Below are 23,715 nucleotides of genomic sequence, written 5' to 3' on the forward strand. Positions count from 1 at the left end.
CGGACTCGAATCGAAGCCCGCGGGAAGCCTCGCCGGGCCGCCAGTCAGGCCGGGTGGGCGTCGAGCCAGGCGATGACGTGCTCCGCGTCGCGGTCGGACGGGAAGACCGGGTAGAGGACGTGCTCGATGCGGCCGTCGCGGATGATGAGCGTGTGGCGCCGGTGGAGCGTCAGCCCGCTCGTCTCGAAGGTCGGGAGGCCGAGCGCCCGGGTGAGCTCGAGCCGCTCATCGGAGAGGATCGGATACGGGAGATGGAGCCGCTTGACCGCCTCCCGCTGGTAGGCGGTGTCCTGCGTGGAGAGGCCGAAGACGCGGACGCCCCGCCCCACGATCTCCGCGTACCGGTCGCGATAGGCGCATGCCTGTGGGGTGCAGCCGCGGGCCCCTGGGATCGCATTCCAGGACTCCATCCCACCCGGCGGATCCTCGTTCGGACGACCGGTCCGCGGATAGGCGAAGACGACGGTCCGCGACACCGTGGGCTCGTCGAGCCGGACCACGGATCCGTCGGTCGCCGGCAGTCCGATCGGCGGCAGCGGCGTGCCCGGAAGGTGAGCGCACGCACCGTCGTCGACGGGGACGGGAAGTCCCTCCGGGAGGTTGAGCAGCTCGTCGGTCCGCATCGAGGCGATCGTACTCCGCTCCGCAGCGGCCCGGGTACGATGCGCCGGTGAGCGACCGACTGCGGATCGAGCGAAGCGGGCCGAACGAGACGGTCGCCCGGGTGACGTTCTCCCGGCCGGAGATCCACAACGCCTTCGACGCCGCCGTCATCGCCGAGCTTCGGACGGCCTTCGCCGGCTTCGCGCGCGAGAACCGCGAGAACGCCGCCGGTCTTCGCGTCGTCGTCCTCGCGGGCGAGGGACCGAGCTTCTGCGCCGGCGCGGACCTCGCGTGGATGCGGGCGGCCATGGCGCTCGATCGCGAGGCGAACGAGCAGGACGCGATGGCCATGGCCGAGATGTTCGACGCGATCGACACCTGCCCGGCGCCCGTCATCGCTCGCGTCCACGGGGCCGCACTCGGCGGCGGGATGGGCCTGTGTGCCGTCGCCGATCTCGTCATCGCCGAGAGCGGCACGCGCTTCGGGTTCACCGAAACGCGGCTCGGCATGCTCCCGGCGGTCATCGCTCCGTTCGTCATCGCGAAGATCGGCGAGAGCCATGCCCGGGCGCTCTTCCCGTCCGGTCGCCGGTTCGACGCCGTCCGGGCGATGCGCGTTGGGCTCGTCCACGAGATCGTGGAGGGGGAGGCTGCCCTCGACGCGTCGGTCGAGGCGGCGGTCGCCGACATCCTCGCCGCCGGGCCCACCGCGGCGCGCGCCGCGAAATCGATCGTCCGCGAGGTCCGCGGGTTGCCGCACGGATCGTCGAAATGGCACACCGCCCGGATCATCGCGAAGCAGCGCCAGACCGAGGAGGCGGCGGAGGGCTTCCGCGCGTTCGCGGAGAAGCGTCGCCCGGCCTGGGCACCGGAGGACTGACCGGCGATGCGGATCGCCGACTTCGAGCTCGAGCGGTATTTCGCCCGCTGGGAGTTCGCCGTTCGATACGTCCTCTGCGCATCGGACGTCGAGGGCTGGCGGATGGCGGACCTGCTCGCCCTCGCCGATCCCGAGGCCCGGGCGTTGTGGGAGGGCCTCCGGCTGGGCTACACGGAGTCGACCGGGCATCCGGCCCTGCGGGCGGAGATCGCGACCCTCTACGAGACCGTCCGCCCGGATGACGTGCTCGTGTTCGCCGGCGCCGAGGAGGCGATCTTCTGCCTCGCCAACGTCCTCCTCGGACCGGGCGATCACACCATCGTCGCCTGGCCGGGCTACCAGAGCCTGCACGAGGTCGCGCGGGCGGTGGGGGCGGATGTCACGCTCCACGAGCTCCGCGAGGACGACGGTTGGGCGCTCGGCGTGGATCGTCTCCTCGGTGCCATCCGGCCGGAGACCCGGGCCGTCATCGTGAACGCCCCGCACAACCCCACCGGTTCGCTGCCGACGCACGAGGAGTGGCGTGCCCTGAGCGCTACGTGTGTCGAGCGCGGGATCCACCTCGTCGCCGACGAGGTCTACCGGTTCCTCGAGTTCGACGAGGCGGACCGGCTCCCCGCGGGGGCGGATGCCGCGCCCGGCCTCGGGATCTCGATCGGTGTCATGTCGAAGTCGTTCGCCCTCGCCGGGCTGCGGATCGGCTGGCTCGCGAGCACGGACCGGGAGCTCCTCGCCCGTTGCGCCGCGTTCAAGGACTACACGACGATCTGCTCGTCGGCACCGGCGGAGATCCTCGCCCTCATCGCGCTTCGGGCGCGCGACGTCGTGCTGGCCCGATCGCGAGGGATCGTCGCTGCGCACCTGCCGCTCGTGGACGCATTCCTCGAGCGATGGGCCGCGGCGTTCTCCTGGGTCCGGCCGCGTGGCGGCTCGATCGGGTTCCCGCGGTTGCGAGCGGACGTCTCCATCGAGCGATTCGCGGCGGACCTCGTCGAAGCCGAGGGGGTCCTCCTCCTGCCGGGCTCGACCTTCGGTCATCGGGGCAACCACTTCCGGCTCGGTCTCGGCCGCGAGGACCTACCGGCGGCGCTGGCCGGCCTCGATCGGTTCGCCGAACGGACGCTCCGTGGAGGTTGAGTCGGACGCCTTCGTGGCTCGCACGCCGCCGAGTCGGCCCGCTCCGGCGCCCGTCCGGCGGCTCTTCATCGCGAACCGCGGCGAGATCGCCGCTCGGATCTCGCGGACGGCGAGCCGCCTCGGGATCGAGTGCGTCCTCCCGGACCAGGCCGGCGACGCGCCTCTCGACTTCCTCGACGGCGACGCGGTCGTGGCCGCTGCTCGCGGCGGCGGTGCGGATGCGCTCCACCCGGGCTATGGCTTCCTCGCCGAGTCGGCCGACTTCGCCGCGGCCGTTGAACGGGCGGGCATCCGCTGGGTGGGTCCGCCGCCCGCGGCGATCCGCGCGATGGGCGACAAGGCCGCCGCCCGGCAGCTCGCTGCGTCCCTCGAGATCCCGACCATTCCCGGCTACGACGGTCCGGACCAGACGGACCCGGCACTCACCGCGGCCGCCGAGCGCATCGGTGCGCCGATCATCGTCAAGCCGGCCGCAGGCGGCGGAGGGAAAGGGATGCGCGTCGTGCGCGACCTCGGCGCCGCGGACCTCGGCGCCGAGTTCAGCGCGGCTCGTCGCGCGGCGCTTGCCGCCTTCGGCGACGACCGACTCATCCTCGAACGCCTCGTCGGCGACGCCCGGCACGTGGAGGTCCAGGTCCTCTTCGACGCGGCCGGAGAGGGGGTCACGCTCGGCGAACGTGACTGCTCGCTCCAGCGTCGCCATCAGAAGATCCTCGAGGAGGCACCGGCACCGGGACTCCCGCGCGCCACCCGCCGGGCACTTGCGGAGGCCGCCATCCGCCTCGGCGCCGCCGCGGGCTACCGGAACATCGGGACGTGCGAGTTCCTCGTCGAGGAGCGGGGCGGCTGGTACTTCCTCGAGATGAACACCCGACTTCAGGTGGAGCATCCCGTCACCGAGGCGGTCACCGGCCGCGACCTCGTCGCGGACCAGCTCGCGATCGCCGCCGGCGCGACCCTCTCGGACCTCGCGCTCGATCGCCCGCGGCCGACGGGCGCCACGCGCGGTCACGCCATCGAAGTCCGCCTCTGCGCCGAGGATGCCGAGGCGGACTTCCTGCCGGCGAACGGGCGGGTGGAGGCCCTCCGCTGGCCGGCCGGCGACGGGATCCGGGTGGAGGCCGGGATCAAGCTCGGGACCGTCGTCGGGGTGCAGTTCGATCCCCTGCTGGCGAAGATCGTCGCCCACGGCACGGACCGGGCGGACGCGCTCGGCCGCCTCGAGGCCGCGCTCGACGGGACCGTGGTGCTCGGCCTCACGACGAACCTCCGATTCCTCCGCTGGCTCGTCCGCGAGCCGATCGTCCGTGACGCCGCGGCGCGCACGGACAGCCTGGAACGGATCTGGCCGCCGGCGGATCGGCCGGATCGGGCGGCGACCCCGGATGCGGCCTGGTCCGTCGCAGCCCGATGCCTCGCCTCGGCGCGCGCCGAGGCGCGCGCCGAGGCGCGCACCGGCGCGACCGACCCGTTCCGCCGAACCTGGCGACTCAACGCTCCCCCGACGCTGCGCGTTGAGGCCGAGGGCGAGGCTGACGGCAAGTGGCGAACGATCGTCCTCGAGACGCCGCGCGCGCGAGCGGGCGAAGTGGTCGAGCCGTCCGCCATCCGGGTCGAGGATGTCGTCCACGTCGACGTCGGCGGGCGAAGCGTCGCGTTCCGGCTCGCCCCGCCGCCGGACGCCGGCCGTGCGGTCGTCGCGCCCGGTGCACGGTTCGGGCCGTCGGGCGTCGCGAGCGTCATATCGCCCATGCCGGGCCGGGTCATCGCCCTCCGCGCCGAGGTCGGCGACGAGCTCGTGGCGGGGGATCCGATCGTCGTCCTCGAGGCGATGAAGATGGAGCACGTGGTCGTCGCCCCGGTCTCCGGCCGGCTCGTCGAGTGCTTCGTCGTCGTGGCGGATCAGGTGAGCCGCGGCGCGGCCCTCGCGACGATGGAGCCGTCGGCGCTACCCTGACGCGAAGCCAGCGGCGCACCGGGCCAGGACCGGTCGACGGCACCGTTGGCGATGCGACCGAGGACGGACGGAGGACGGACCGATGACGACTGAGCCGAAGACCCGCGAGACCCTGCTCGTCGAGCACCTGGCCGCCCGCCATCGCCGCGACGCTGCGCCGCTCGGGAGCGAGGCGTACGAGGCCGCCTGCGGCGAGATCGCGCGGATCGAAGTCGAGATCGCCCGGCTCGAGCGGTCGATGACGCCGCCGCGCGTCTGACGGACGCGGCCCGCAGCACGCCAGACCTCGCCGCACGACCACCGATGGACTCGTCCGCCGCGGACCGCCGCGTCCGGATCTACGAGGTCGGACCCCGCGATGGCCTCCAGAACGAGGCGACGCCGATCCCGACCGCGACGAAGGTCCGCTTCATCGAGCAGCTCGCCCGCGCGGGCCTCCGTGAGATCGAGGCGACAAGCTTCGTCTCGCCCCTGGCGATCCCCCAGCTCGCCGACGCCGAGGCGCTGATCGCGGCCCTGCCCCCGCTGCCCGGCTTTCGCCTTCCCGTCCTCATCCCCAACGAGCGCGGGATGGCGCGGGCAGAGGCCGCCGGCGCACGGGCCGTCGCCGTCTTCACTGCCGCGACAGACGCGTTCACAACGCGGAACATCGGGATGACGATCGCCGAGTCGATCGACGCGGCGCGACCCGTCCTTCGACGCGCGGCCGAGCTCGGATGGTGGCGTCGGGCCTACGTGTCCACCGCGTTCGGCTGTCCGTACAGCGGTCGCGTCGAGCCGGCCCGCGCCGTGGACGTCGCCACTCGCATGCTCGGGCTCGGCGTCGACGAGGTCTGCTTCGGCGACACCATCGGCATCGCCGTCCCCGACCAGGTCGCCGAGCTGAGCGGCCTCGCGGTCGCGGCCGGGATCCCGCTCGAACGGATCGCCCACCACTTCCACGACACGCGCGGAACGGCCCTCGCGAACGTGTCGGCCGGGCTGGCCGCCGGCGTCCGCTGCTTCGACGCGTCGACCGGGGGGACTGGCGGCTGCCCGTACGCGCCGGGTGCGGCGGGCAACCTCGCGACGGAGGACCTCGTGTACTTCCTCGACGCCTCCGGCTGGGAGCACGAGGCTTCCCTCGCCGGCGTGCTCGACGCCGCCCGTTTCATCGCCGACGCGCTCGGCCGGCCGCTCGCCTCGAAAGTCGGCCAGGCCGGGGGCTGGGATGCCGCGACCGGCGCGGCGACGTTCCGCGCCTGATCGCGTCCGCCGGCCGTGCGGGGCCGGGGTTCTTGCTATCCTCCCGCCACGATGAACGGCGCCGTGCTCGTGCTGAACCAGAATTACGAGCCCCTGAACGTGTGCAACCTGCCGCGCGCCTTCCGGCTCCTGTTCGGCGAGAAAGCAGAGGTCATCGAGTTCAATCATCAGGAGATCCGGACGCCCCGTCAGGCGTTCCGGGCTCCGTCCGTCATCCGCCTCCAGCACCAGGTGCGCCGCCCGCGGCCGCGCGTCCGGCTCACCCGCCGCGAGGTGTTCGTCCGCGATCGCCACACCTGCCAGTACTGCGGCCGGCAGGCGACCGACCTCACCCTCGACCACATCGTCCCCCGCCATCGAGGCGGTGGCCACACGTGGGAGAACCTCGTCGCGGCCTGCAAGGGCTGCAACCATCGGAAGGGCGGCAAGACGCTCGACGAGGCGCACCTGCGCCTGCAGCGACCGCCGTTCGAACCGCGCAGCGACGTGTACTCGGTCTTCGTCCCGTACCTCGAAGACGTCCGGAACGAGGCCTGGCGGGATTACCTCTTCCTCGGTCGGAACTGAGGGTCGCGGCGATGACGCCGGCCGTGAGACTCGCGCTCGAGCCGGGCATGGACCCCGGCATCGGGCACGCGATCGACGCGGCGATTCCGCCGCACGTCGCGGCGATCCTCGAGCAGCTCCACGCCACCGGCCACGCGGCGTATGTCGTCGGCGGGAGCATCCGCGACGTCCTCCTCGGACGGGTGCCGGCGGACTGGGACATCGCGACGGACGCCCGTCCCGAGCGCCTTGCGACGATCTTCGCCGGCGCGCGCTCGGACAACCCCTTCGGGACCGTGTTCGTTCCGACGGGCGGCGGGCCGGTCGAGATCACGACCTTCCGCACGGACCGCGACTACGCCGACTTCCGCCGGCCGACCAGCGTGGAGTTCGGCGACCGGATCGAGGACGATCTCGCCCGCCGCGACTTCACGGTCAACGCGATCGCCTGGGGCGGCGCACCCGGCGCCGCGCCGGCGCTCCTCGATCCGTACGACGGCCGGGGCGACATCGGGCTGCGGCGGCTTCGCGCGGTCGGCGCTGCGGACCTCCGATTCCGGGAGGATGCGCTGCGAACGCTGCGGGCGGTCCGGCTCGCCGCGGTGCTCGGATTCGCGGTGGAGCCGGCGACGCTCGCCGCCATGCGGGACGCCGCGCCGCTCACCGCCCACCTCTCCGGCGAGCGCGTCGCGACCGAGATCGAGCGACTGCTCGCCGCGGCCAGGCCGTCGATCGGCCTGCGGCTGGCCTTCGAGACGGGCCTCCTCCCGTTCGTCGCTCCGCTCCTGGCGGCGGAGCGCGGCGTCGCCCAGAACAAGTTCCCGAACGAGGACCTCTGGGATCACACTCTGCGGACCGTCGACGCGGCAGCGACCGCGGATCGGTCGCCGATCGTACGGCTGGCCGCCCTCCTTCACGACGTCGGCAAGCCGGCGACCGCCGCGGACGGGCACTTCCACGGCCACGATGTTGTCGGGGCGGAGCAGGCCGCCGACCTCCTCCGGCGCTGGCATCGGCCGCGCGAGACGGTCGAACGGATCGCCCATCTCATCCGCCACCACATGTTCGCCTATGAGACCGCCTGGAGCGACGCCGCCGTCCGGCGCTTCATCGGGAAGGTGGGCCGGGGCGAGCTCGACGATCTGTTCGCGCTCCGGGCGGCCGACAACGTGGGGAGCGGTCGGCCGGCGGAGGCCGACGGCCTTGGCGAGCTCCGGCAGCGGGTCGCGCGGGAGCTCGCGGCGGACGTCGCGCTCGACCGGTCCGGCCTCGCCATCGACGGAGCCGATCTCGTGCGCGAGCTCGGCCTCGCTCCCGGGCCGGAGATCGGCCGGATCCTCGATCGGCTCGTCGCGCGGGTCATCGCCGACCCTGCGGTCAACGACCGCGATCGACTGCTCGGCATCGCGCGGGCGGTGCCCAGGCGATGATCGAGATCCTCCTCCAGGCCGAGCGGACGCTGTCCATGGGGCGCCTCGACGAGGCGGAGCGCCTGTACCGACTCGTCGCCGACGCGGATCCGCACGACGCGATCGCCCTCGTCGGCCTCGCCCGAGTCGCCGCCGAGCGGGCGGACGACGCCCGAGCGCTGGGCTACGCGCGACAGGCACTCGCGCTCGATTCCCAGAACCCTGCGGCGGCCAGGCTCGTCGAGCGCCTGACGGATCTTGCCGCCGAGCGGGCGCCGACCATCCCGCCCGCTGCGGGCAACGGCCCGGCCCCGGCCGCCGTCCCGGCCCCGGTCACCGCCCCGATCACCGCCCCGATCTCGGCCACCCTCCCGGCCTCGGCCCCGGATGCCGCCCCGGCCTCGGCGCGCAGCCGAGGATTCCTCGCCCGATTTCGCAGGAAGCCCTGATGCGCGTCCTCGTCACCGGTGGAGCGGGCTACGTGGGCTCGGTGAGTGTCGAGGCGCTCGTCGCCGCCGGTCACTCGGTGGTCGTCCTCGACGACTGCTCGACGGGACACGCCGGCGCGATTCCCCCGGGCATCGTCCACCTCCGCCAGGATTACACGGATGAGGCCGCGATGACGGCCGCGCTCCGCGAGCACGACATCGACACGATCCTCCACTGCGCGGCTCGCTCCCTCGTCGGCGAATCGATGCGCGATCCGGCCCGCTACTACCGCCAGAACGTCGCCGGCGGCATCGCCCTCCTCGACGCGGCTCGGGCCGCGAACGTCCGCCGCTTCGTCTTCAGCTCGACCGCAGCCGTCTACGGCATCCCGCTGACGACGCCGATCGACGAGGACGCACCGCTCCGGCCGATCAACCCGTACGGTGAGACGAAGCGCACGTTCGAAGGCGCGCTCGACTGGTACAGCCGCGCGTACGGCCTCCGAGCCGTCAGCCTCCGCTACTTCAACGTCGCTGGGGCGACCGAGGCGAACGGCGAGGACCACGACCCCGAGACGCACCTCATCCCGGCGATCCTCCGGGCGGCGGAAACATCCGGCGAGTTGACGATGTACGGGGATGACTACCCGACGCCGGACGGGACGCCCATCCGCGACTACATCGATGTCCGGGATCTCGCCGCTGCGCACCTCCTCGCGCTCGAGGCGACCGCCGACGCGCCGAGCGCGGCCGTGACGCCCGGCCTCCTGGCCTGCAACCTCGGTGTCGGTGACGGCTTCAGTGTCCGCCAGGTGATCGCCGCGACGGAGCGGGTCGTCGGCCGATCCATCCCGGTCAGGGTCGGCCCGCGGCGGGAGGGTGATCCGCCGGTCCTCGTCGCACGAGCGGATCGAGCGCGGGACACCCTCGGCTGGCGACCGCGTCACGACTCGCTCGAGGAGATGATCGGCTCCGCGTGGGCCTGGCGCCGCCGACACCCGGACGGCTACGGCGATCGAACGGGTGGTCGGTGATGGCGACCGTGCACGGCGACGACGTGATCCGAGGCGACGACGCGATCCGAAGCGACGACGCGATCCGCGGCGACTTCACTGATCGTGGCGAGTTCGCCGGGCGGGTCGCCCTTGTCACGGGTGCCGGGAGCGCCGGCGGCATCGGATTCGCCGCCGCGCGACTCCTCGCACGACGCGGAGCGACCGTGGCGATCGCCGCGACGACGGCCCGCATCCACGATCGGGTCGCGGAGCTCCGGGCCACCGGCTGCAGCGCATCCGGGCATGTCGGCAACCTCATCTCGGCGGGCGTCGCCGAGCGGGTCGTCGTCGAGGCGGTCGCCGCCCACGGCAGGCTCGACATCCTCGTCAACAACGCGGGGATGATCGCCGTCGGCGAGGACGAGGTGTCACGCGACTTCCTCGAACTCACCCACGAGGAGTGGGACCGTGGCATTGCCCAGAACCTCCGCATTCCGTTCGCGGTGACCCGGGCCGCGCTCCCGTCCATCGTCGCCGCAGGCGGCGGTCGCGTCGTCTTCGTCTCGTCCGTCACCGGCCCGCTCGTCAGCAATCCGGCCTCGACCGTGTACAGCGCGGCGAAGGCCGGCATCATGGGGCTGGTCCGCGGGCTCGCCATCGAGATGGGGCCGCAGGGCGTGACGGTGAACGCCGTCCTCCCCGGCTGGATCGCGTCCGGTTCGCAGCTCCCCGAAGAGGCGGTCGGCGGCGAGCACACCCCGCTCGGCCGGTCCGGGACCCCGGACGAGGTCGCCTCGGCCATCGTGTTCCTCGCCTCCACGGGGGCGAGCTACATCACCGGCCAGGGCATCGTCGTGGACGGCGGGAACACGATCCAGGAGTTCAAGGGGCCGAAGGCGGCGTGGTACTGATGCCCGGCGGCACGACACGACCCGGCGGACCGGCGACGGACAGACCGAGGCCGTCGGCGGAGAGACCGGGACCGGGACCGTCGGCCGACGGATCGACGCCCGGCCGGGTCGTCATCGTCACCGGCGGCGCGTCCGGGATCGGGCTCGCGACCGCGGAGCGATTCGCCGCGGACGAAGCCGCCGTCGCGCTCGTCGACCGCGACGCGGCCGGTCTGGACGTCGCCGTGGCCACGATCTCCGCCGCCGGAGGCACGGCGCTCGGGATCGTGGCGGACGTTCGGGTCGTGGCGGACTGCGAGCGGTCCGTCGCCGCAGCCGTCGACCGGTTCGGGCGGCTCGACGCCCTCGTCAACTCCGCTGGCGTCTGGGTCGAGGGACCGTCGGACACGATGACCGAGGACGATTGGGATCGCGTCGTCGACGTGAACCTCAAGGGCACATTCTTCATGTGCCGGCATGCGATCCCGGCGCTCGAGCGGACCGGCGGCTGTATCGTCAATGTCTCATCGGACGCCGGACTGTGGGGCAACAGGGAGGCCGCGATCTACTGCGCATCCAAGGGCGGCGTGACGGTCCTCACGAAGGCGCTCGCAGTCGAGCTCGCGCCCCGTGGCATCCGGGCGAACGCGGTCTGCCCGGGCGACGTCGACTCCCCGATGATCCGGTATCAGGCCGATACGTTCGGCGGGGGCGATCCGGACGCCTATCTCGCCGGCCTCCTCACCGCATATCCGCAGCGACCGGCGCGCTTCATCCGCCCGTCGGAGGTCGCCGAGCTCATCCACTACCTCGCTTCGCCGGCGGCGGCACCGATCACCGGCGCGGCGCTCTCGATCGACTTCGGGCTCACGGCGGGCTACTGATGACGCTCCGCACCGCCGACCTCGACGTCCGTGCCTGGCGGCCGCAATCCTTCGGACGGTCGCACGTCCGGAAGGTGGCAGACCCCCTGATCGAGCCCGTCTGGAGCGGCGACCGCGTGCTGCTCGTGGCCGGAGCGATCGTCCGGAGGCTCGACGTTCTCGCCGGCGGGGCCCACGCGGTCTTCTTCGACGACGAGGGCGAGGAGCTCGAGGGAGCGGCGCTCGACGCCGTCGCCGCCAACCTGCGCGATGCCCTTCGCGCCGAGTCGGTGATCCTCGACGGGTACCTGAGCCGGCAGCCGAACGCACCTCGCGACGCGACACCCGGCCTGGGACTGACGATCCCGACGACGACGCAGGTCATGGGCCAGATGCTCTTCGGCCGGCGGAGCGCCCGCGCCGCGCGAGCCCCGATCCCGGCCGCCGCCACTCCGGTGGACCCGGACGTTCCGCTCGCGTTCGTCGCCGTCGATCTCCTCGCCATCGACGATGACGCCCTGCTCGGCATCCCGCTGCTCGAACGAAAGCGCATCCTCGACACGGCGTTCGACGAGACGAGCCTGCTCCGCCGAAGTCCGTACGTTCGCCCGCCGGTGGACAGCTGGCTTGTCGCCTGGAGGGCGCTCGGTTTCCGCGAGCTCGCCTACAAGGCGGCGAACAGCCGCTATACACCGGGCGCCCCGAACGAGGCCTGGGCGCGGATCGCCATCCCGCTCGACTGAGGACCGAGGGCCGAGGGCGGGAGCGGGGCCGACCGCGGGCGGGAGCGGGGCCGACCGCGGGCGGGAGCGGGGCCGATCGCGGGCGGGCAGCCGGTCGACCACGGGCGGGAGCAAGGTCGACCGCGGATCCTGCCATCCGCTCTCCAGGAGGGCACTCGTCGGCGGAACGCTGCCATATGAGCCGTCGCTCGATCAACTGTCACGATCGATGGCGGTCCCCACGCTCGGAGGACCTGATGGCACGCCACCGATCGCGGACCAGTGCGCGCCTGACGCACATCTGACAGGAACGGCGGTCAGCGGCAGGAATGGCGGTCAGCGGCGCCCCCGCAGTACGCGGGCCGCCTCCGTGGCCGCACTGCGTCCGCACCTCGCCACAGCGCCACGGCCGCACCGCGGCCGCACCTGCCCACACGCGCCCACGGCACGCTGCGGCCACGCGAGTGGTACGGTGACGGCGATGCCCGCGTCCGTCCTCCCGCCGGCCGTTCGCGACGAGATCGCCCGGATCGGCCGTGCCGACATCATGGTCGGCATCCCGAGCTTCAAGAACGCGGCGACGATCGGTTACGTCGTGCGGGCGGCCCAGGCCGGGCTCGTCCAGTACTTCCCGGACCTCCACCCGATCCTCGTCAACGCGGACGCCGGCTCGCCCGACGGGACGGCCCGGGTCGTCGTCGAGACGGAACCGCCGGACTACATCGAGGAGATCCTCCTCGTCCAGCCGAGGAATCGGCTCGCCCGGATGAGTCTCACCTACCCGGAGATCGACGGCGTCGGCGGCAAGGGCGCGGCGCTCCGGACGATCTTCGAGATCGCGGCCGCGCTGCAGGTCAGCGCCCTCGTCGTCGTGGACAGCGACCTCCGCTCGATCCTGCCGGAGTGGGTCGAGCTGCTCGCCGGCCCGATCCTCAAGGGTGGCTACGACTTCGTCGCCCCGCTCTACGCTCGCTACAAGTACGACGGCACGATCACGAACACCGTCACCTACCCGCTCACCCGGGCTCTCTATGGGCACCGCATCCGTCAGCCGATCGGTGGCGACTTCGGGGTGAGCGGCGACCTCGTCCGGCACTACCTCGCCGCGGACGGCTGGACGAGCGACGTGAGCCGCTTCGGCATCGACATCTGGATGACGACGACGGCTCTCACCGGCGGCTTCGCCGTGTGCCAGGCTCGCCTCGGGGCGAAGGTCCACGACCCGAAGGATCCGGGCGCCGATCTTGGACCGATGTTCCGCCAGGTCGTCGGCACGATCCTTCGACTCGCTCGCGCGCATGCCGACGCCTGGCTTCCGATCCGCGGCTCCCATCCGATCCCCGCCTACGGCTTCGAGCGGCTCGCCGATCCGCCGCCGCTCGAGGTGAACACCCTGCGCCTCCTGTCCGAGTTCCACGCCGGTGCCCTCACGATGGCCGACTCGTGGGCCGCCATGCTCGCGACGATGAATCTCGAGGCCGTCCTCACGCTCGCCAACGAGGCGGGCGAGCTCGCCGCGGCCACCCAGAACCGCCTCGGCATCGGTGGCGGCGGTGAGGGGACCGGCTCGGCCGCCGAGGGGACCTCCACGCTCGAGCTCGCCGAGGCGCTCGCTGCGTTCCATTTCCCGGACGACCTCTGGGCCCGCATCGTCTACGACCTCGTGGTCGCCGCCAGACCGGCCGACGCGCCGATCGAGCGGTTCGTCGCGTCGCTCGTCCCGATCTACTTCGGGCGGGTCGGCAGCTTCATCATCGAGAACCGCCAGCAGACGGCCGAGCAGGCGGAGGAGCGGGTCGAACACCAGGCCCGCGAGTTCGAGCTGCTCAAGCCGTACCTCGTGGATCGCTGGAGTGGAGCGGACGCAGCCGCCGAGGGCACATGACGACCAGATCGCCGCTTCCGGTCCGCATCCTCATCCCGGTCGCGAATCCCGCGACGGCGGAGGAGCTCATCCGGCTCGGAGCCGGACTCCTCGAGCCGCGCGGCGGCGAGCTGACGGCGCTCGGCATCGTCGAGGTACCCGAGGGGATGCCCCTCTCGGAGGGCGCCACCCGGGCTCGCCACGCCCGCCGGCTCCTCCAGCGCGTCCTCGACTTCGCGCCGTCCGGCACGCCCATCCACCCGATCGTGCGGATCGGACGGCACGCCGCCGAGGGGATCGTGGAAGCGGCCGCCGAACAGGAGGCGGATCTCCTCATCTTCGGCTGGGGCGGCAAGGCGTCCGCCGGACGCGAGTCGCGCGCCACCCGCGCGGCCGCGATCGCCCGCGACGCGAGCGGCCAGAACGACGCGGCGGGCCCGAGCCCCGCGGCCGGCTCGCACAGCGGGTCGAACAGCCGCGACGCCCGCGGGACAGTCATCTCGCCGACGATCGACGAGGTCGTTCGTGAATCGCCGTGCGACATCGCGGTCGTCAAGCAGCGCGGCGCCGCCGAGATCCGACGAATCCTCGTGCCGGTCCGCGGCGGCCCCCACGCGGAGCTCGCCCTCCGCTTCGCCGACGCCCTCGCCCGCGGCCACGATGCCGAGGTCATCGCCCTCCACCTCGTCCCGCCCGGCATCACCCTCGCCGTCCGGGCCCAGGCGGAACGCGCCCTCACGGCGTTCGTCAGGCAGCACGTGTCCGGCCGCGTCGACGCCCGGCTCCGGGAGGCGGTCAACGTCCGGAACGCCATCCTCCGCGAGGCCGAGAGCGTGGACCTCGTGGTCATGGGCGCGTCGGCCGTCCCCGGCGCCGAGGGGGATGGCACGGCTCATCTCTTCGGCGCCCTCCCGGAGGCGATCGCCGCGCGCGCCCGGCCCACCGTCATCGTGGTCAAGACGCGCGAGCCCATCTCGCACGGGACGTTCGAGCAGCTCGCCGGTCGAGCCGAGTCGCTCGCGGCGGCGGATCGCGCCGCCGAGGAGGCCCGAGCCGTGCCCGCCCGCGTCGAGCGCTGGTTCGGCGAGTCGAACTTCCATCACGCCGAGTTCAGCGACCTGCGGCGGCTCGTGGCGCTCAAGGAGAAGCTCGGCGTGACGGTCAGCCTCGTCCTGCCGACGCTCGACGAGGAGGAGACGATCGGGCCGATCGTCCGCCGGGCGATCCGCGAGATGATGGGCCGCGTCCCGCTCCTCGACGAGCTCCTCGTCATCGACTCCGCGTCGACGGACCGGACCCGCGAGATCGCCGAGGCGGAGGGGGCGCGGGTCGTCCAGCATCCCGACGTCCTCGCCCGCTACGGCAGCTTTCGCGGCAAGGGCGAGGCCCTCTGGAAGTCGCTGTACGAGACGTCCGGCGACATCGTCGTCTGGGCGGACACGGATGTCCGCAACTGGCATCCGCGGATGGTGTACGGAACGCTCGGCCCGCTCCTCCACGAGTCTCGCCTGCAGTACGTGAAGGGCTACTACCAGCGCCCGATCGTCGAGGGCGGACAGCTCAAGGAGGGTGGTGGCGGACGGGTCACCGAGCTCGTCGCCCGACCGCTCATCAACCTCTTCTTCCCCGAGCTCTCCGGGCTCATCCAGCCGCTCGCCGGTGAATACGCCGGGCGGCGCTCGCTCCTCGAGACGATCCCGTTCTTCACCGGCTATGCCGTGGAGATCGGCCATCTCATCGACGTCGCCGAGCGCGTCGGCCTCGAGGGCCTCGGCCAGGTGGATCTCGAGCGGCGGATCCATCGGAACCAGGAGCTCGAGGGTCTGTCGCGGATGTCGTTCGTCATCCTCCAGGCGGTCATGAAGCGGCTCGAGGAACGGCGGAAGGCACGACTCTTCGCCGAGCTCGGGTCCACGATGAAGCTCCCTCGTTCGGGTCGCGGACGGCTCGGACTGGAGATCATCGAGCTCGCCGACCAGGAGCGCCCGCCGATGATCCGGATCCCCGAGTATCTCGAGCGACGACAGGCGGCTGGCGCAGCCGCACCGCTCGTCTCGACGCTGCGGTGACGACGGCGACGATCACCGGCGACCGCACCGTCCTCATCGCGCCGGACTCGTTCAAGGGGACCCTCACCTCCGTCGAGGTCGCGACGGCGCTCGCGACCGGATGGCGGAGCGTCCGACCGGACGATCGCGTCCTGCTCTCACCGCTCGCGGACGGCGGCGAGGGCACGCTCGAGGCGATCGCCGCGACGGGGGCATGGGCGTGGCGGGAAACCACGGCGCCGGACCCGCTCGGCCGCCCGGTGCGGGCTCGGTGGCTCACCACTGCCGACCGTGACGGCGGTCGCGCCGTCATCGAGCTGGCGGAGGCCTCCGGGCTCTCGCGGGTCGCAGCCGGCGAGCGCGACCCGTTCGTCGCGACCACCGCGGGGACCGGGCTTGTGCTGCGCGCCGTGCTCGACGCGGGGATCCGCGACATCGTCCTCGGCATCGGCGGCAGCGCCACCACGGACGGTGGGGCCGGGATCCTCCGCGCTCTCGGAGCGAGGGTGTCGCCGAACCTCGATTCGGTCGATCTCGCGGACCTCGATCCGCGGCTCGCCGGGGTCCGTCTGCGGATCGCCTGCGACGTGACCAATCCGCTCCTCGGCGAGCGGGGCGCGGCCGCGACGTACGGGCCCCAGAAGGGAGCCTCGCCGGCGGACGTCCGGGCGCTCGACGCGCGGCTCGCCGGATTCGCCGACGCGCTCGAACGTGCGACGGGCCGTCGCGAGCGCGACACCCCCGGGGCCGGCGCCGCCGGGGGGACGGGCTTCGGCATGCTCTGCCTGCGGGATCGATTCGCCTCGCTCGAGCTCGTTCCCGGTGTCGATCTCGTCATGGAGGCGACGGACTTCGCCGCCCGGCTCGCCAGCGCCGACATCGTCATCACCGGCGAGGGTCGGATCGACGCGCAGACGGCGTTCGGCAAGACCGCCTTCGGTGTCGCTCGCCGAGCGCGGCAGGCCGGCATCCGCTGCATCGCCGTCGGCGGCGGCGTGGAGGCCGCGGGGGTCGAGGCCCTCGAGCCACTCGGCGTCTCGGTCGTCGCGGTCCACGATGGGCCGATCGCGCTCGAGGAGGCGATCGCGCTCGCGGCAGCACCCCTCATCGCCTGCGGCGAGCGGCTCGCCCGCCTCGAGCGGACACCGCGGACTATTGACTACCCGATCGGACTAAGTCACCATCGCGACGTGACGACCACCGTCAACGTCCACGAGGCCAAGACCCACCTCTCGCGGCTTCTTGCGGCCGTCGAGCGGGGTGAACGAGTCGTCATCGCCCGCGCCGGCAAACCGGTTGCGACGCTCGAGCCGATCGAGGGTACGTTGGGACGCCGCGTGCCAGGCAACGATCGGATCGTGATTCACCCGGACTTCGACGATCCGCTGCCAGAGCTGGACCCCGACTACATGCACCCGGACGATCCTCTTCGAGACTGGCACGCGTGAGAGTTCTCCTCGATACACACGTGCTCCTGTGGTGGGCCTCGGGCGGTGGAGCGAGCCTTTCCACCACCGCTCGCGAGCTCATCGCGGACCCGTCAACGGAGGCACTCGTAAGCGCCGCTTCAGCCTACGAGATCGCGATCAAGTCGGGCGCAGGCCGGCTCGACCTCCCCGACGATTCCACGTCCTATGTCGAAGACCTGGTGCGTCGGCATCGCTTTGGTCCGATCGCGATCGATCTCCGGCATGCCCTGCAAGCCGGAGCGCTCCCCCGGATCCACCGCGACCCGTTCGATCGGATCCTCGTCGCCCAGGCGCAGATCGAGCGTGTGCCGATCGTCACGGCTGACCCGGTGATCTCGCGCTACGACGTCGAAACGATCTGGTGAGCCACCCGCGCGCCGATCCTCGCGCTGGCGCCGCGAAACGAACCGCGCCGCGGCGACGTCCCATGGACCCGGCGAAGGCGTGGGCACGGAGTCTCGCCCGGCGTCGGCCCGGCCTCGTCCCGTACGTCCTCGAGGCGCTCACCACGTTCCACGGTCTCCCGACCTGGCAGCGGCGCCTCGATCCGACGAGCGAGCTCGTCCTCACGATCCTCACCCAGAACAGCGCCGACATCAACGCCGAGCGAGCCTACGAACGGCTCCGCGAGGCGTACCCGACGGGCGGAGCTGCCGTCGCGACGGAGCTCGGCGGCGGCTGGGGCGGCACGGGCCTGCGGCCGGGCGTCACTCCCGACTGGCCGGCGGTCGAAGCCGCGCCGCTCCCCGAGTTGGTCGACGTCATCCGGCCTGGCGGCCTCGCGCCGCAGAAGGCGCCCCGGATCCAGGCCGCCCTCCGCCGGATCCGCGAGGAGCGCGGCGACCATGCCCTCGAGTTCCTCGGCGAGATGACGCCGCTCGACGCCCGCGCCTGGCTCACCGCGATCGACGGAGTCGGCCCGAAGACCGCCTCGATCGTCCTCCTCTTCGGCTTCGGGATGCCGCTCATGCCCGTCGACCGGCACGTCGAGCGGGTCTCGAAGCGGATCGGCCTCATCCCACCGAAGGCGACCGCGGACCAGGCGCACGAGCTCTACCTCGCCCTCCTCGGACCGGCCGAGCCATATGCGGCGCACGTCCTCCTCATCCGGCACGGTAGGCTCGTCTGCCACGCTCGCAATCCCGAGTGCGGTCGCTGCCCGGTCGCACCCCGCTGCCGCCATGTCGATCGACGGGCACCATGAACGGCCGCCGCTCACGATCTGCGCCCCTGCACCGCCGACCTGCCCTCGTCGTTCCCCCCACCGCCGTGCCCACCAGGCGTTCGACCCTCCGCCTCCGCCGCCGCGCCCGCCGCGCCGTCCGTCGCCCGCCATGTCCGCCGTCGCGCCACGTCCGAACCGCGGCCGCGAGCCGCTCCTATACTCCGAGCCATGCTGAGCCCGGGAGCGTCCGGTGCGCGCGGGGCGGTCCAACCGCCGCGGATCCTCATCGTCGACGACGATGCCAATCTTCGCGCCCTTCTTGCCGAGCAGCTCCGCGACGACGGCTTCGACGTCGCCACCGCCCGTGACGGCGCGGAGGCACTCAAGCGGCTCGAGTCGGGCTGGCCGGACCTTCTCGTGGTCGACATGATGATGCCGCGGATGGACGGCCTCTCCCTCGCCCGCGAGGTCAAGGGCCGCGCGGACCTGCCGATCATCGTGCTCTCGGCGATCGACGCCGGCGACAGCAAGGCGGACCTCCTCGACGAGGTCGCCGAGGACTATGTCACGAAGCCGTACCACTATCCGGAGCTTCGGGCGCGGATCAACCGTGTCCTCCGGCGCCTCGGCGATCGGGTGCCGCGCGGCCGGCTCGTCCTCGGTCCCGACCTCGCCCTCGAGCTTCACCGGCGCGAGGCGGTCGTCCGCGGGACGACGGTCGCGCTCACGCCGACCGAATCCCGGCTCCTCTATGCGCTCGCCGCGAATCTGGGTCGGACGGTCGCGACGGAGACACTCCTCGCCCGCGGCTGGGCCGAGACCGAGGATGCCGACCCTTCGTATGTCTGGGTGACGATGCGCAGGCTCCGCCAGAAGATCGAGGCCGATGCGAACCGGCCGCGGCACCTCATCACCGTGCGCGGTGTGGGCTATCGGCTCATGACCGGCGACGACGCGGAGACGGACGCCCGATGAGCCGGCCAGGGTCGAAGGCCGGATGATCCCCGGCGACACCCCCACGGATCGCATCGACACCCTCGGGGATCGGCTCGACGCCCTCGACGATCGCATCGACGCCCTCGACACCCTGGAGGATCGGTCCGAGCGGATCGGCTCGCGGCTCGCGCTCCGGACCCGGCTGACCATCGCCCTCATCGGTGCCTCGGTCCTCCCGCTGGCGATCTTCGGCCTGTTCCTCGTGGTGGCTTCGCGGTTGCCGGACCCGGTCTCGACGATCCCGCGCCTCCTCCTCCTCGCCGTCGTGTTCGCGGCGCTCATCGCCGTCCTCGCCTCGTACCTCCTCGCGACCGGTCTCACCGCCCCCCTCCGGGCGATCGCATCCGCCGTGGACCGGGTCAAGTCCGGCGATCTCTCGACTCGCATCGTCGTCGAGGGCGACGACGAGCTCGCCCGCCTCGCGGAGAGCCACAACCTCCTCACCGCAGCGCTCGAGCGGCGGAACCGTGAGCTCGGGCGGATCCTCGCCGGCATCGTCCACGGCTCGCCCAGGGCGGGCGTCGACTGGCTCGTCGGTTCGGCCTCCAACGATGCCCGGGAGGCCTTCGGCCTCATCGACGCGGAGATCCACCTCGTCGATCCGGCGACCGTGCCGGTCGAGGAGCGCGTGCCCGCCGATCCGCTGCCGGTCCGCGCGGAGCTTCGAGCGGGCGACGAGAAGCTCGGTGTCCTCGTCGGCCACCTGCCGGCGACGCGGACCTGGGAACGGGCCGACCAGGATCTCCTCGAGGTGTTCGCCGCCGAGGTGGGCGCCTCCCTGCGGAACGCCGAGCTGTTCGCCCGCGTCGAAGCCCAGAACGTCCAGCTCCTCGAGCTCGATGCGGCGAAGGACGACTTCCTCCGGGGCGTGAGTCACAACCTCCAGACACCGCTCACGAGCATCCGGGCCTACGCCGATCAGCTCGCCGCCAAGAACCCGGATCGGCGCCTGGAGATCATCGGCGAGCAGGCCGATCGACTCTCGCGGATGGTCCGCCAGCTCCTCACCGTGACCCGCCTCGACTCCGGAGCACTGCGGCCGCAGGTGGAGGTGGTGGCGCTCGGGTCCCGAGTCCGGCGGGCCTGGGAGGCGCTCGCCGCGGACGACGTGCCGTTCACCATCGACGATCGAAGTGATGGATGGCTCGCGGTGACGGACGTCGATCAGCTCGACCAGGTCCTCTGGGCGCTCCTCGACAACGCCGTGAAGTATGGCGCGCGGGGACCGGTTCAGGTCGAGCTCGACCTGGAGCCCGCCGCGGGCGACGCACCGCTCGACCCGGGCTCGCCAGGGGCGCGCCCGGGCATCGGAGTGGTCGAGGGTCGGCTCCGCCTGACGATCGCCGACCACGGGCCGGGCGTGGCGGAGGCGGACCGCCGGCGCCTGTTCGCCCGCTTCGTGCGCGGCAACTCCCAGCAGGCGGAGGACGGCAGCGGCCTCGGCCTCTACGTCTCCCGCGAACTGTGTCGCGCCATGGCGGGCGACCTCGTTCTCGAGCCTGCGGTCCCCGGCCGCGGCGCGGCGTTCAGCATCTGGCTCCCCGCTGAATCGGGCCACGAGGGATAGGGCCCTCGCATCGTCTCCGTTCGCGAGGCGACGTCAGCGATACGCCTCCGGCCGGCGGTTCGCGAGGACGGGGATCTGTCGGCGGACCGACGCGACGCGATCCGTGTCGAGCTGCGCGGTGACGATGCCGACGCGGTCCGGTGCCTGGGCGACGATCGTGCCCCACGGGTCCACGACCATCGTCCGGCCGTAGGCGGGCGCTCCCGGCGGACCGTTGATCTGCGCAGGCGCGAGAACGTACGCGCCGTTCTCGATCGCACGAGCCCGGAGGAGGACCTCCCAATGGTCGCGGCCGGTCCGCTCGGTGAAGTTCGCCGGGACAGTGAAGACCTCGGCGCCGGCCAGTGCGAGCGTCCGGTAGAGCTCCGGGAAGCGAACGTCATAACAGATCGTGAGACCGAGTCTCACACCGTCGACGTCGGCAGTCACCACCCGGTCGCCGGGGCTCACCCGGGAAGACTCGGTGTCGACGGGCCCCGCCTCCACCGCGACATCGAACAGGTGGACCTTGCGATACGTCGCGGCGATCGAACCGTCCGGCGCGATGAGGACGCTCGTGTTGTACGGGCGATCCGGATCCGCACTCGTCTCGGCGAGCGATCCGACGAGGATCCAGCAGCCTCGACTCCGCGCGACCTCGGTGAATGGCGCAGTGAACGGGCCTGGGACCGGACGGGCCGAAGCGCGAAAGCCCGCATCCGGGCCGCGGAACTGGAGGTACTCCGGCAGCGCGACGAGCTGCGCGCCGCCGGCTGCGGCTTCGTTCGTGAGCGCGGCGGCGGTCGCGACGTTCGTGTCGGCCTCGGCGCCGGCATCGAGCTGGACCAGGGCGACGCGAAGGCGGGTCATGCGCGGAGGATGCCACATCGCGTCGGCCGGTCATCGCGGGGGGCGAAGGGCCGTCGCGTCGGCCGGTCATCGCGGGGGCGAAAGGGCGTCGTCGCCATCGACTTCGGGGCATAGGGGTCGATGTGTGCCCCCGGCAGACCTTCAGCGGATGCCGGTGTCGTAGCGCACGTCAAGCGCCGACGCAGCCCCGGCCGCGGCGACGGAGAACGCGAGTGGACGAGGCGTGATCATGAGCCCGGCCACGGGCTGCGGCACGAGGAGATAGTCGCCCGGCGCGAGCGAGAGGCTGAACGCTCCACCCGCGTCGCTCGTGACCCTGGCGATCTCAGTGCCGGACGGCGTCGTCACTACGAGGACCGCACCGGCGACCGGCCGATCCGCACACCCCGAGTCGCCGACGCGTTGCACCGGACACGTCGGTCCGGCGAGGACCGTCCCCGGGACCGTGCGGCCACCGGCGATCGATCCGCCCGCCCCGGGGCCTACGGTGCACGCGCCGACGACCAGGGCGAGTGCGACGGCTATGAAGGCGACTACCGCGGCACGCGATCGAAGGTCCACCCCGATCTGGCGACGACTCAGTTCCCGCATCGTGGCGCCGAGACGTCGAGCGACGGTCACTGGTTCCCGTTCGGTGAGGTGAACGCCGTCACAGGGCAAGATGCAGGCGCAGCGCTTCGTCGATGTCGATCATGATCGCGTTGGGAACGGCACCCAGCCGGTCACCCACCCGCTCGACGGCGATCGATCTGACCTGCTCCGCCTGCGCCTTGGAGTCGTCGGCGAGCCCTGTCTCCGCGGCTGGAAGCAGAACCTGGAACGGGTAGACCCGTTCGCCATTCGACGTCACGGGAACAACGGTGATGACGCCGCGACCCAGCCGTTCGGCCGTCGCGTTGGCTGCGTCGTTGCTGACGATGACCGCCGGCCGCCGCTTGTTCGCCTCGGAGCCGCGGGCGGGATCGAGGTCCACGGAATGGATGGAGCCGCGGCGCATCATGACCCAAGTCCGTCGCCGGTGGTCGTCTCCCAGAGGCTGGCCCCGCCCTCAACTGCCCACTCCTCCCACGCCCCTTCGTAGGAGCCGCTCAGTTCTGCCGTGCGAAGGAGGCGCACGGCTCGATGGACGGCGGCCGATCGAGATTCAAGCCCCTGTTCCTTCGCGTATTCGTCGAGGAAGTGGACGTCCTCGCCGGGCAGGCTCACACTGACCTTCATACGACGATACTACCCGAGGTAGGACTCGGGTAGCAATGGGCGTGGCCCACCGCTGACGCCGTCTTCGCAGAGCGACCGTGTACTGGGCCGGCAATGCGAACCCACCACCGGGCGCCGCCTCAGTACACCTGGTCGTGAGAGCCAAGGTTGACGAGGAACGCGTCGTCGCCGGCCCAGCGGAACAGGACGCGGAGGTCGTCGTCAACGCTGAACGCCCAGTAGGCGTCGAGGTCGCCCTTCAGCTTGTGCGTTCGAAGAAGCGGATCCTTCGGGTCGGCTGCCAAACGGCGGAGTGCGGCACGCAGCATCGACGCCTGCGGTTCTCGGAGCTTCCTGGCCGTTCGAAGGAAGCGACTGGAGGCCGTGAGCCGCAAGTCAGCTCCGTAGCTCGTTGAGCAGCTGCTCGACGTCGTCGAAACGTGACGCCTCGCCGGCCTGATGCTCAGCCTCTGCCTCGCGGACCTCGGCCAGGAAGATCGTCCGGCGAAGCGCGCTCAATTCGGCTTGATCACGTTCATATCGCTCGGGGTTCACGATGTACGCCGCTTTCCGCGAGCGCTGCAGGACGACCGTCGGCTCCTCGGTCGACTGGACGTCGTCGATGACGTCGGCCACCCGCTTCCGCAGATCGCTGATCGGAATGCTCTTCATGACACGGACAAGTGTACGGTCCGATGTACTCCTGTCAATGCGATCATCGTCTGTTCGGCTGCGGGCCAGCGCGCAAACCGTTGCTGCCGGACCTCATCGCCTATACTCGCGCCCGCGCCGACATAGCTCAGCGGTAGAGCAGCTGTTTCGTAAACAGCAGGTCCTCGGTTCAAATCCGAGTGTCGGCTCCACCCTTTCACGCGCGAATTGCCC

At 72.0% G+C, this 23,715-nt stretch carries 26 protein-coding genes and 1 tRNA gene; 20 read left to right on the forward strand and 7 right to left on the reverse strand.

The features are described from left to right. Positions 1-44: 44 nt before the first annotated feature. Positions 45-623: a peroxiredoxin gene (locus tag IVW53_05055; protein MBF6604934.1), complete on the reverse strand. Its 579-nt coding sequence runs from the start codon at positions 621-623 to the stop codon at positions 45-47. A 47-nt stretch (positions 624-670) separates the two neighbouring features. On the opposite strand from IVW53_05055, the gene IVW53_05060 reads away from it, so the two are divergent. The 19 genes from IVW53_05060 (at position 671) to IVW53_05150 (ending at position 20,784) form a co-directional block, all read left to right on the forward strand. Then, positions 671-1,483: an enoyl-CoA hydratase/isomerase family protein gene (locus IVW53_05060; protein MBF6604935.1), complete on the forward strand. Its 813-nt coding sequence runs from the start codon at positions 671-673 to the stop codon at positions 1,481-1,483. 6 nt (positions 1,484-1,489) lie between these two features. Next, positions 1,490-2,620 (forward strand): aminotransferase class I/II-fold pyridoxal phosphate-dependent enzyme, encoded by a 1,131-nt coding sequence (locus IVW53_05065; protein MBF6604936.1) that lies wholly within the window; start codon positions 1,490-1,492, stop codon positions 2,618-2,620. After that, positions 2,610-4,577 (forward strand): hypothetical protein, encoded by a 1,968-nt coding sequence (locus IVW53_05070; protein MBF6604937.1) that lies wholly within the window; start codon positions 2,610-2,612, stop codon positions 4,575-4,577. The genes IVW53_05065 and IVW53_05070 overlap by 11 nt, the downstream gene beginning before the upstream one ends. Before the next feature lie 82 nt (positions 4,578-4,659). Further along, the gene (locus IVW53_05075; GenBank protein MBF6604938.1) at positions 4,660-4,836 is read left to right on the forward strand and encodes a hypothetical protein; all 177 of its coding nucleotides are present in this window, start codon (positions 4,660-4,662) and stop codon (positions 4,834-4,836) included. Positions 4,837-4,880: 44 nt separating this feature from the next. After that, entirely contained in the window at positions 4,881-5,822 is a 942-nt protein-coding gene (locus IVW53_05080; GenBank protein ID MBF6604939.1) for a hydroxymethylglutaryl-CoA lyase, read from the forward strand. Positions 5,823-5,873: 51 nt separating this feature from the next. Then, positions 5,874-6,389 carry an HNH endonuclease gene (locus tag IVW53_05085; protein MBF6604940.1) on the forward strand — a complete coding sequence of 172 codons (516 nt, stop codon included), beginning with the start codon at positions 5,874-5,876 and terminating at the stop codon, positions 6,387-6,389. A gap of 11 nt (positions 6,390-6,400) precedes the next feature. Beyond that, the gene (locus IVW53_05090; protein MBF6604941.1) at positions 6,401-7,798 is read left to right on the forward strand and encodes an HD domain-containing protein; all 1,398 of its coding nucleotides are present in this window, start codon (positions 6,401-6,403) and stop codon (positions 7,796-7,798) included. Continuing rightward, a complete protein-coding gene (locus tag IVW53_05095) occupies positions 7,795-8,226 on the forward strand; it encodes a hypothetical protein (protein ID MBF6604942.1) in 432 nt (143 codons plus the stop codon). The genes IVW53_05090 and IVW53_05095 overlap by 4 nt, the downstream gene beginning before the upstream one ends. Beyond that, positions 8,226-9,239, forward strand: a complete 1,014-nt coding sequence (gene galE / locus IVW53_05100; protein MBF6604943.1) for a UDP-glucose 4-epimerase GalE — start codon at positions 8,226-8,228, stop codon at positions 9,237-9,239. Before IVW53_05095 ends, galE begins: the two co-directional genes overlap by 1 nt. Next, complete coding sequence (locus IVW53_05105; GenBank protein ID MBF6604944.1) at positions 9,239-10,111, forward strand: SDR family oxidoreductase; 873 nt, start codon at positions 9,239-9,241, stop codon at positions 10,109-10,111. The genes galE and IVW53_05105 overlap by 1 nt, the downstream gene beginning before the upstream one ends. Then, positions 10,111-10,974 (forward strand): SDR family oxidoreductase, encoded by an 864-nt coding sequence (locus IVW53_05110; protein ID MBF6604945.1) that lies wholly within the window; start codon positions 10,111-10,113, stop codon positions 10,972-10,974. The genes IVW53_05105 and IVW53_05110 overlap by 1 nt, the downstream gene beginning before the upstream one ends. Continuing rightward, a complete protein-coding gene (locus tag IVW53_05115; GenBank protein MBF6604946.1) occupies positions 10,974-11,696 on the forward strand; it encodes a hypothetical protein in 723 nt (240 codons plus the stop codon). The genes IVW53_05110 and IVW53_05115 overlap by 1 nt, the downstream gene beginning before the upstream one ends. Positions 11,697-12,156: 460 nt before the next feature. Further along, a complete protein-coding gene (locus IVW53_05120) occupies positions 12,157-13,560 on the forward strand; it encodes a glycosyl transferase family 2 (protein ID MBF6604947.1) in 1,404 nt (467 codons plus the stop codon). Beyond that, positions 13,557-15,608: a glucosyl-3-phosphoglycerate synthase gene (locus IVW53_05125; GenBank protein MBF6604948.1), complete on the forward strand. Its 2,052-nt coding sequence runs from the start codon at positions 13,557-13,559 to the stop codon at positions 15,606-15,608. The genes IVW53_05120 and IVW53_05125 overlap by 4 nt, the downstream gene beginning before the upstream one ends. Further along, positions 15,605-17,035, forward strand: coding sequence for a glycerate kinase (locus tag IVW53_05130; GenBank protein ID MBF6604949.1), 1,431 nt, complete (start codon positions 15,605-15,607; stop codon positions 17,033-17,035). Before IVW53_05125 ends, IVW53_05130 begins: the two co-directional genes overlap by 4 nt. After that, complete coding sequence (locus IVW53_05135) at positions 17,032-17,421, forward strand: type II toxin-antitoxin system VapC family toxin (GenBank protein MBF6604950.1); 390 nt, start codon at positions 17,032-17,034, stop codon at positions 17,419-17,421. Before IVW53_05130 ends, IVW53_05135 begins: the two co-directional genes overlap by 4 nt. Before the next feature lie 62 nt (positions 17,422-17,483). Beyond that, positions 17,484-18,260 carry an endonuclease III gene (locus tag IVW53_05140; protein MBF6604951.1) on the forward strand — a complete coding sequence of 259 codons (777 nt, stop codon included), beginning with the start codon at positions 17,484-17,486 and terminating at the stop codon, positions 18,258-18,260. 189 nt (positions 18,261-18,449) lie between these two features. Further along, a complete protein-coding gene (locus tag IVW53_05145) occupies positions 18,450-19,196 on the forward strand; it encodes a response regulator transcription factor (GenBank protein MBF6604952.1) in 747 nt (248 codons plus the stop codon). Positions 19,197-19,218: 22 nt separating this feature from the next. Next, positions 19,219-20,784: a HAMP domain-containing protein gene (locus tag IVW53_05150; protein ID MBF6604953.1), complete on the forward strand. Its 1,566-nt coding sequence runs from the start codon at positions 19,219-19,221 to the stop codon at positions 20,782-20,784. A gap of 33 nt (positions 20,785-20,817) precedes the next feature. Here the strand turns inward: IVW53_05150 and IVW53_05155 are convergent, their stop codons facing one another. The 6 genes from IVW53_05155 to IVW53_05180 form a co-directional block, all read right to left on the reverse strand. Then, the gene (locus IVW53_05155) at positions 20,818-21,633 is read right to left on the reverse strand and encodes a carbon-nitrogen hydrolase family protein (GenBank protein MBF6604954.1); all 816 of its coding nucleotides are present in this window, start codon (positions 21,631-21,633) and stop codon (positions 20,818-20,820) included. A 141-nt stretch (positions 21,634-21,774) separates the two neighbouring features. Beyond that, the gene (locus tag IVW53_05160; protein MBF6604955.1) at positions 21,775-22,224 is read right to left on the reverse strand and encodes a hypothetical protein; all 450 of its coding nucleotides are present in this window, start codon (positions 22,222-22,224) and stop codon (positions 21,775-21,777) included. Positions 22,225-22,282: 58 nt separating this feature from the next. Beyond that, complete coding sequence (locus IVW53_05165; protein MBF6604956.1) at positions 22,283-22,633, reverse strand: type II toxin-antitoxin system PemK/MazF family toxin; 351 nt, start codon at positions 22,631-22,633, stop codon at positions 22,283-22,285. Beyond that, positions 22,630-22,851, reverse strand: a complete 222-nt coding sequence (locus tag IVW53_05170) for a ribbon-helix-helix protein, CopG family (GenBank protein ID MBF6604957.1) — start codon at positions 22,849-22,851, stop codon at positions 22,630-22,632. The genes IVW53_05165 and IVW53_05170 overlap by 4 nt, the downstream gene beginning before the upstream one ends. Positions 22,852-22,970: 119 nt before the next feature. Then, positions 22,971-23,159 carry a hypothetical protein gene (locus IVW53_05175; GenBank protein ID MBF6604958.1) on the reverse strand — a complete coding sequence of 63 codons (189 nt, stop codon included), beginning with the start codon at positions 23,157-23,159 and terminating at the stop codon, positions 22,971-22,973. A gap of 67 nt (positions 23,160-23,226) precedes the next feature. Beyond that, positions 23,227-23,502 carry a type II toxin-antitoxin system Phd/YefM family antitoxin gene (locus IVW53_05180; GenBank protein ID MBF6604959.1) on the reverse strand — a complete coding sequence of 92 codons (276 nt, stop codon included), beginning with the start codon at positions 23,500-23,502 and terminating at the stop codon, positions 23,227-23,229. Between the two features lie 116 nt (positions 23,503-23,618). Between IVW53_05180 and IVW53_05185 the strand changes: the two genes are divergently transcribed. After that, a tRNA-Thr gene (locus tag IVW53_05185) sits at positions 23,619-23,693 on the forward strand. The last annotated feature ends 22 nt before the right edge of the window (positions 23,694-23,715 follow it).

Source organism: Chloroflexota bacterium (genome assembly GCA_015478725.1).
GTDB lineage: Bacteria > Chloroflexota > Limnocylindria > Limnocylindrales > CSP1-4 > C-114.

What these genes read in the sequence shown, in the direction of transcription:
- IVW53_05055 (MBF6604934.1), bottom strand. Translation starts at nt 623, where the DNA reads ATGCGGACCGACGAGCTGCTCAACCTCCCGGAGGGACTTCCCGTCCCC.
- IVW53_05065 (MBF6604936.1), top strand. Translation starts at nt 1,490, where the DNA reads ATGCGGATCGCCGACTTCGAGCTCGAGCGGTATTTCGCCCGCTGGGAG.
- IVW53_05075 (MBF6604938.1), top strand. Translation starts at nt 4,660, where the DNA reads ATGACGACTGAGCCGAAGACCCGCGAGACCCTGCTCGTCGAGCACCTG.
- IVW53_05080 (MBF6604939.1), top strand. Translation starts at nt 4,881, where the DNA reads ATGGACTCGTCCGCCGCGGACCGCCGCGTCCGGATCTACGAGGTCGGA.
- IVW53_05085 (MBF6604940.1), top strand. Translation starts at nt 5,874, where the DNA reads ATGAACGGCGCCGTGCTCGTGCTGAACCAGAATTACGAGCCCCTGAAC.
- IVW53_05090 (MBF6604941.1), top strand. Translation starts at nt 6,401, where the DNA reads ATGACGCCGGCCGTGAGACTCGCGCTCGAGCCGGGCATGGACCCCGGC.
- IVW53_05095 (MBF6604942.1), top strand. Translation starts at nt 7,795, where the DNA reads ATGATCGAGATCCTCCTCCAGGCCGAGCGGACGCTGTCCATGGGGCGC.
- galE (MBF6604943.1), top strand. Translation starts at nt 8,226, where the DNA reads ATGCGCGTCCTCGTCACCGGTGGAGCGGGCTACGTGGGCTCGGTGAGT.
- IVW53_05105 (MBF6604944.1), top strand. Translation starts at nt 9,239, where the DNA reads ATGGCGACCGTGCACGGCGACGACGTGATCCGAGGCGACGACGCGATC.
- IVW53_05110 (MBF6604945.1), top strand. Translation starts at nt 10,111, where the DNA reads ATGCCCGGCGGCACGACACGACCCGGCGGACCGGCGACGGACAGACCG.
- IVW53_05115 (MBF6604946.1), top strand. Translation starts at nt 10,974, where the DNA reads ATGACGCTCCGCACCGCCGACCTCGACGTCCGTGCCTGGCGGCCGCAA.
- IVW53_05120 (MBF6604947.1), top strand. Translation starts at nt 12,157, where the DNA reads ATGCCCGCGTCCGTCCTCCCGCCGGCCGTTCGCGACGAGATCGCCCGG.
- IVW53_05125 (MBF6604948.1), top strand. Translation starts at nt 13,557, where the DNA reads ATGACGACCAGATCGCCGCTTCCGGTCCGCATCCTCATCCCGGTCGCG.
- IVW53_05140 (MBF6604951.1), top strand. Translation starts at nt 17,484, where the DNA reads ATGGACCCGGCGAAGGCGTGGGCACGGAGTCTCGCCCGGCGTCGGCCC.
- IVW53_05145 (MBF6604952.1), top strand. Translation starts at nt 18,450, where the DNA reads ATGCTGAGCCCGGGAGCGTCCGGTGCGCGCGGGGCGGTCCAACCGCCG.
- IVW53_05150 (MBF6604953.1), top strand. Translation starts at nt 19,219, where the DNA reads ATGATCCCCGGCGACACCCCCACGGATCGCATCGACACCCTCGGGGAT.
- IVW53_05155 (MBF6604954.1), bottom strand. Translation starts at nt 21,633, where the DNA reads ATGACCCGCCTTCGCGTCGCCCTGGTCCAGCTCGATGCCGGCGCCGAG.
- IVW53_05160 (MBF6604955.1), bottom strand. Translation starts at nt 22,224, where the DNA reads ATGCGGGAACTGAGTCGTCGCCAGATCGGGGTGGACCTTCGATCGCGT.
- IVW53_05165 (MBF6604956.1), bottom strand. Translation starts at nt 22,633, where the DNA reads ATGATGCGCCGCGGCTCCATCCATTCCGTGGACCTCGATCCCGCCCGC.
- IVW53_05170 (MBF6604957.1), bottom strand. Translation starts at nt 22,851, where the DNA reads ATGAAGGTCAGTGTGAGCCTGCCCGGCGAGGACGTCCACTTCCTCGAC.
- IVW53_05175 (MBF6604958.1), bottom strand. Translation starts at nt 23,159, where the DNA reads ATGCTGCGTGCCGCACTCCGCCGTTTGGCAGCCGACCCGAAGGATCCG.
- IVW53_05180 (MBF6604959.1), bottom strand. Translation starts at nt 23,502, where the DNA reads ATGAAGAGCATTCCGATCAGCGATCTGCGGAAGCGGGTGGCCGACGTC.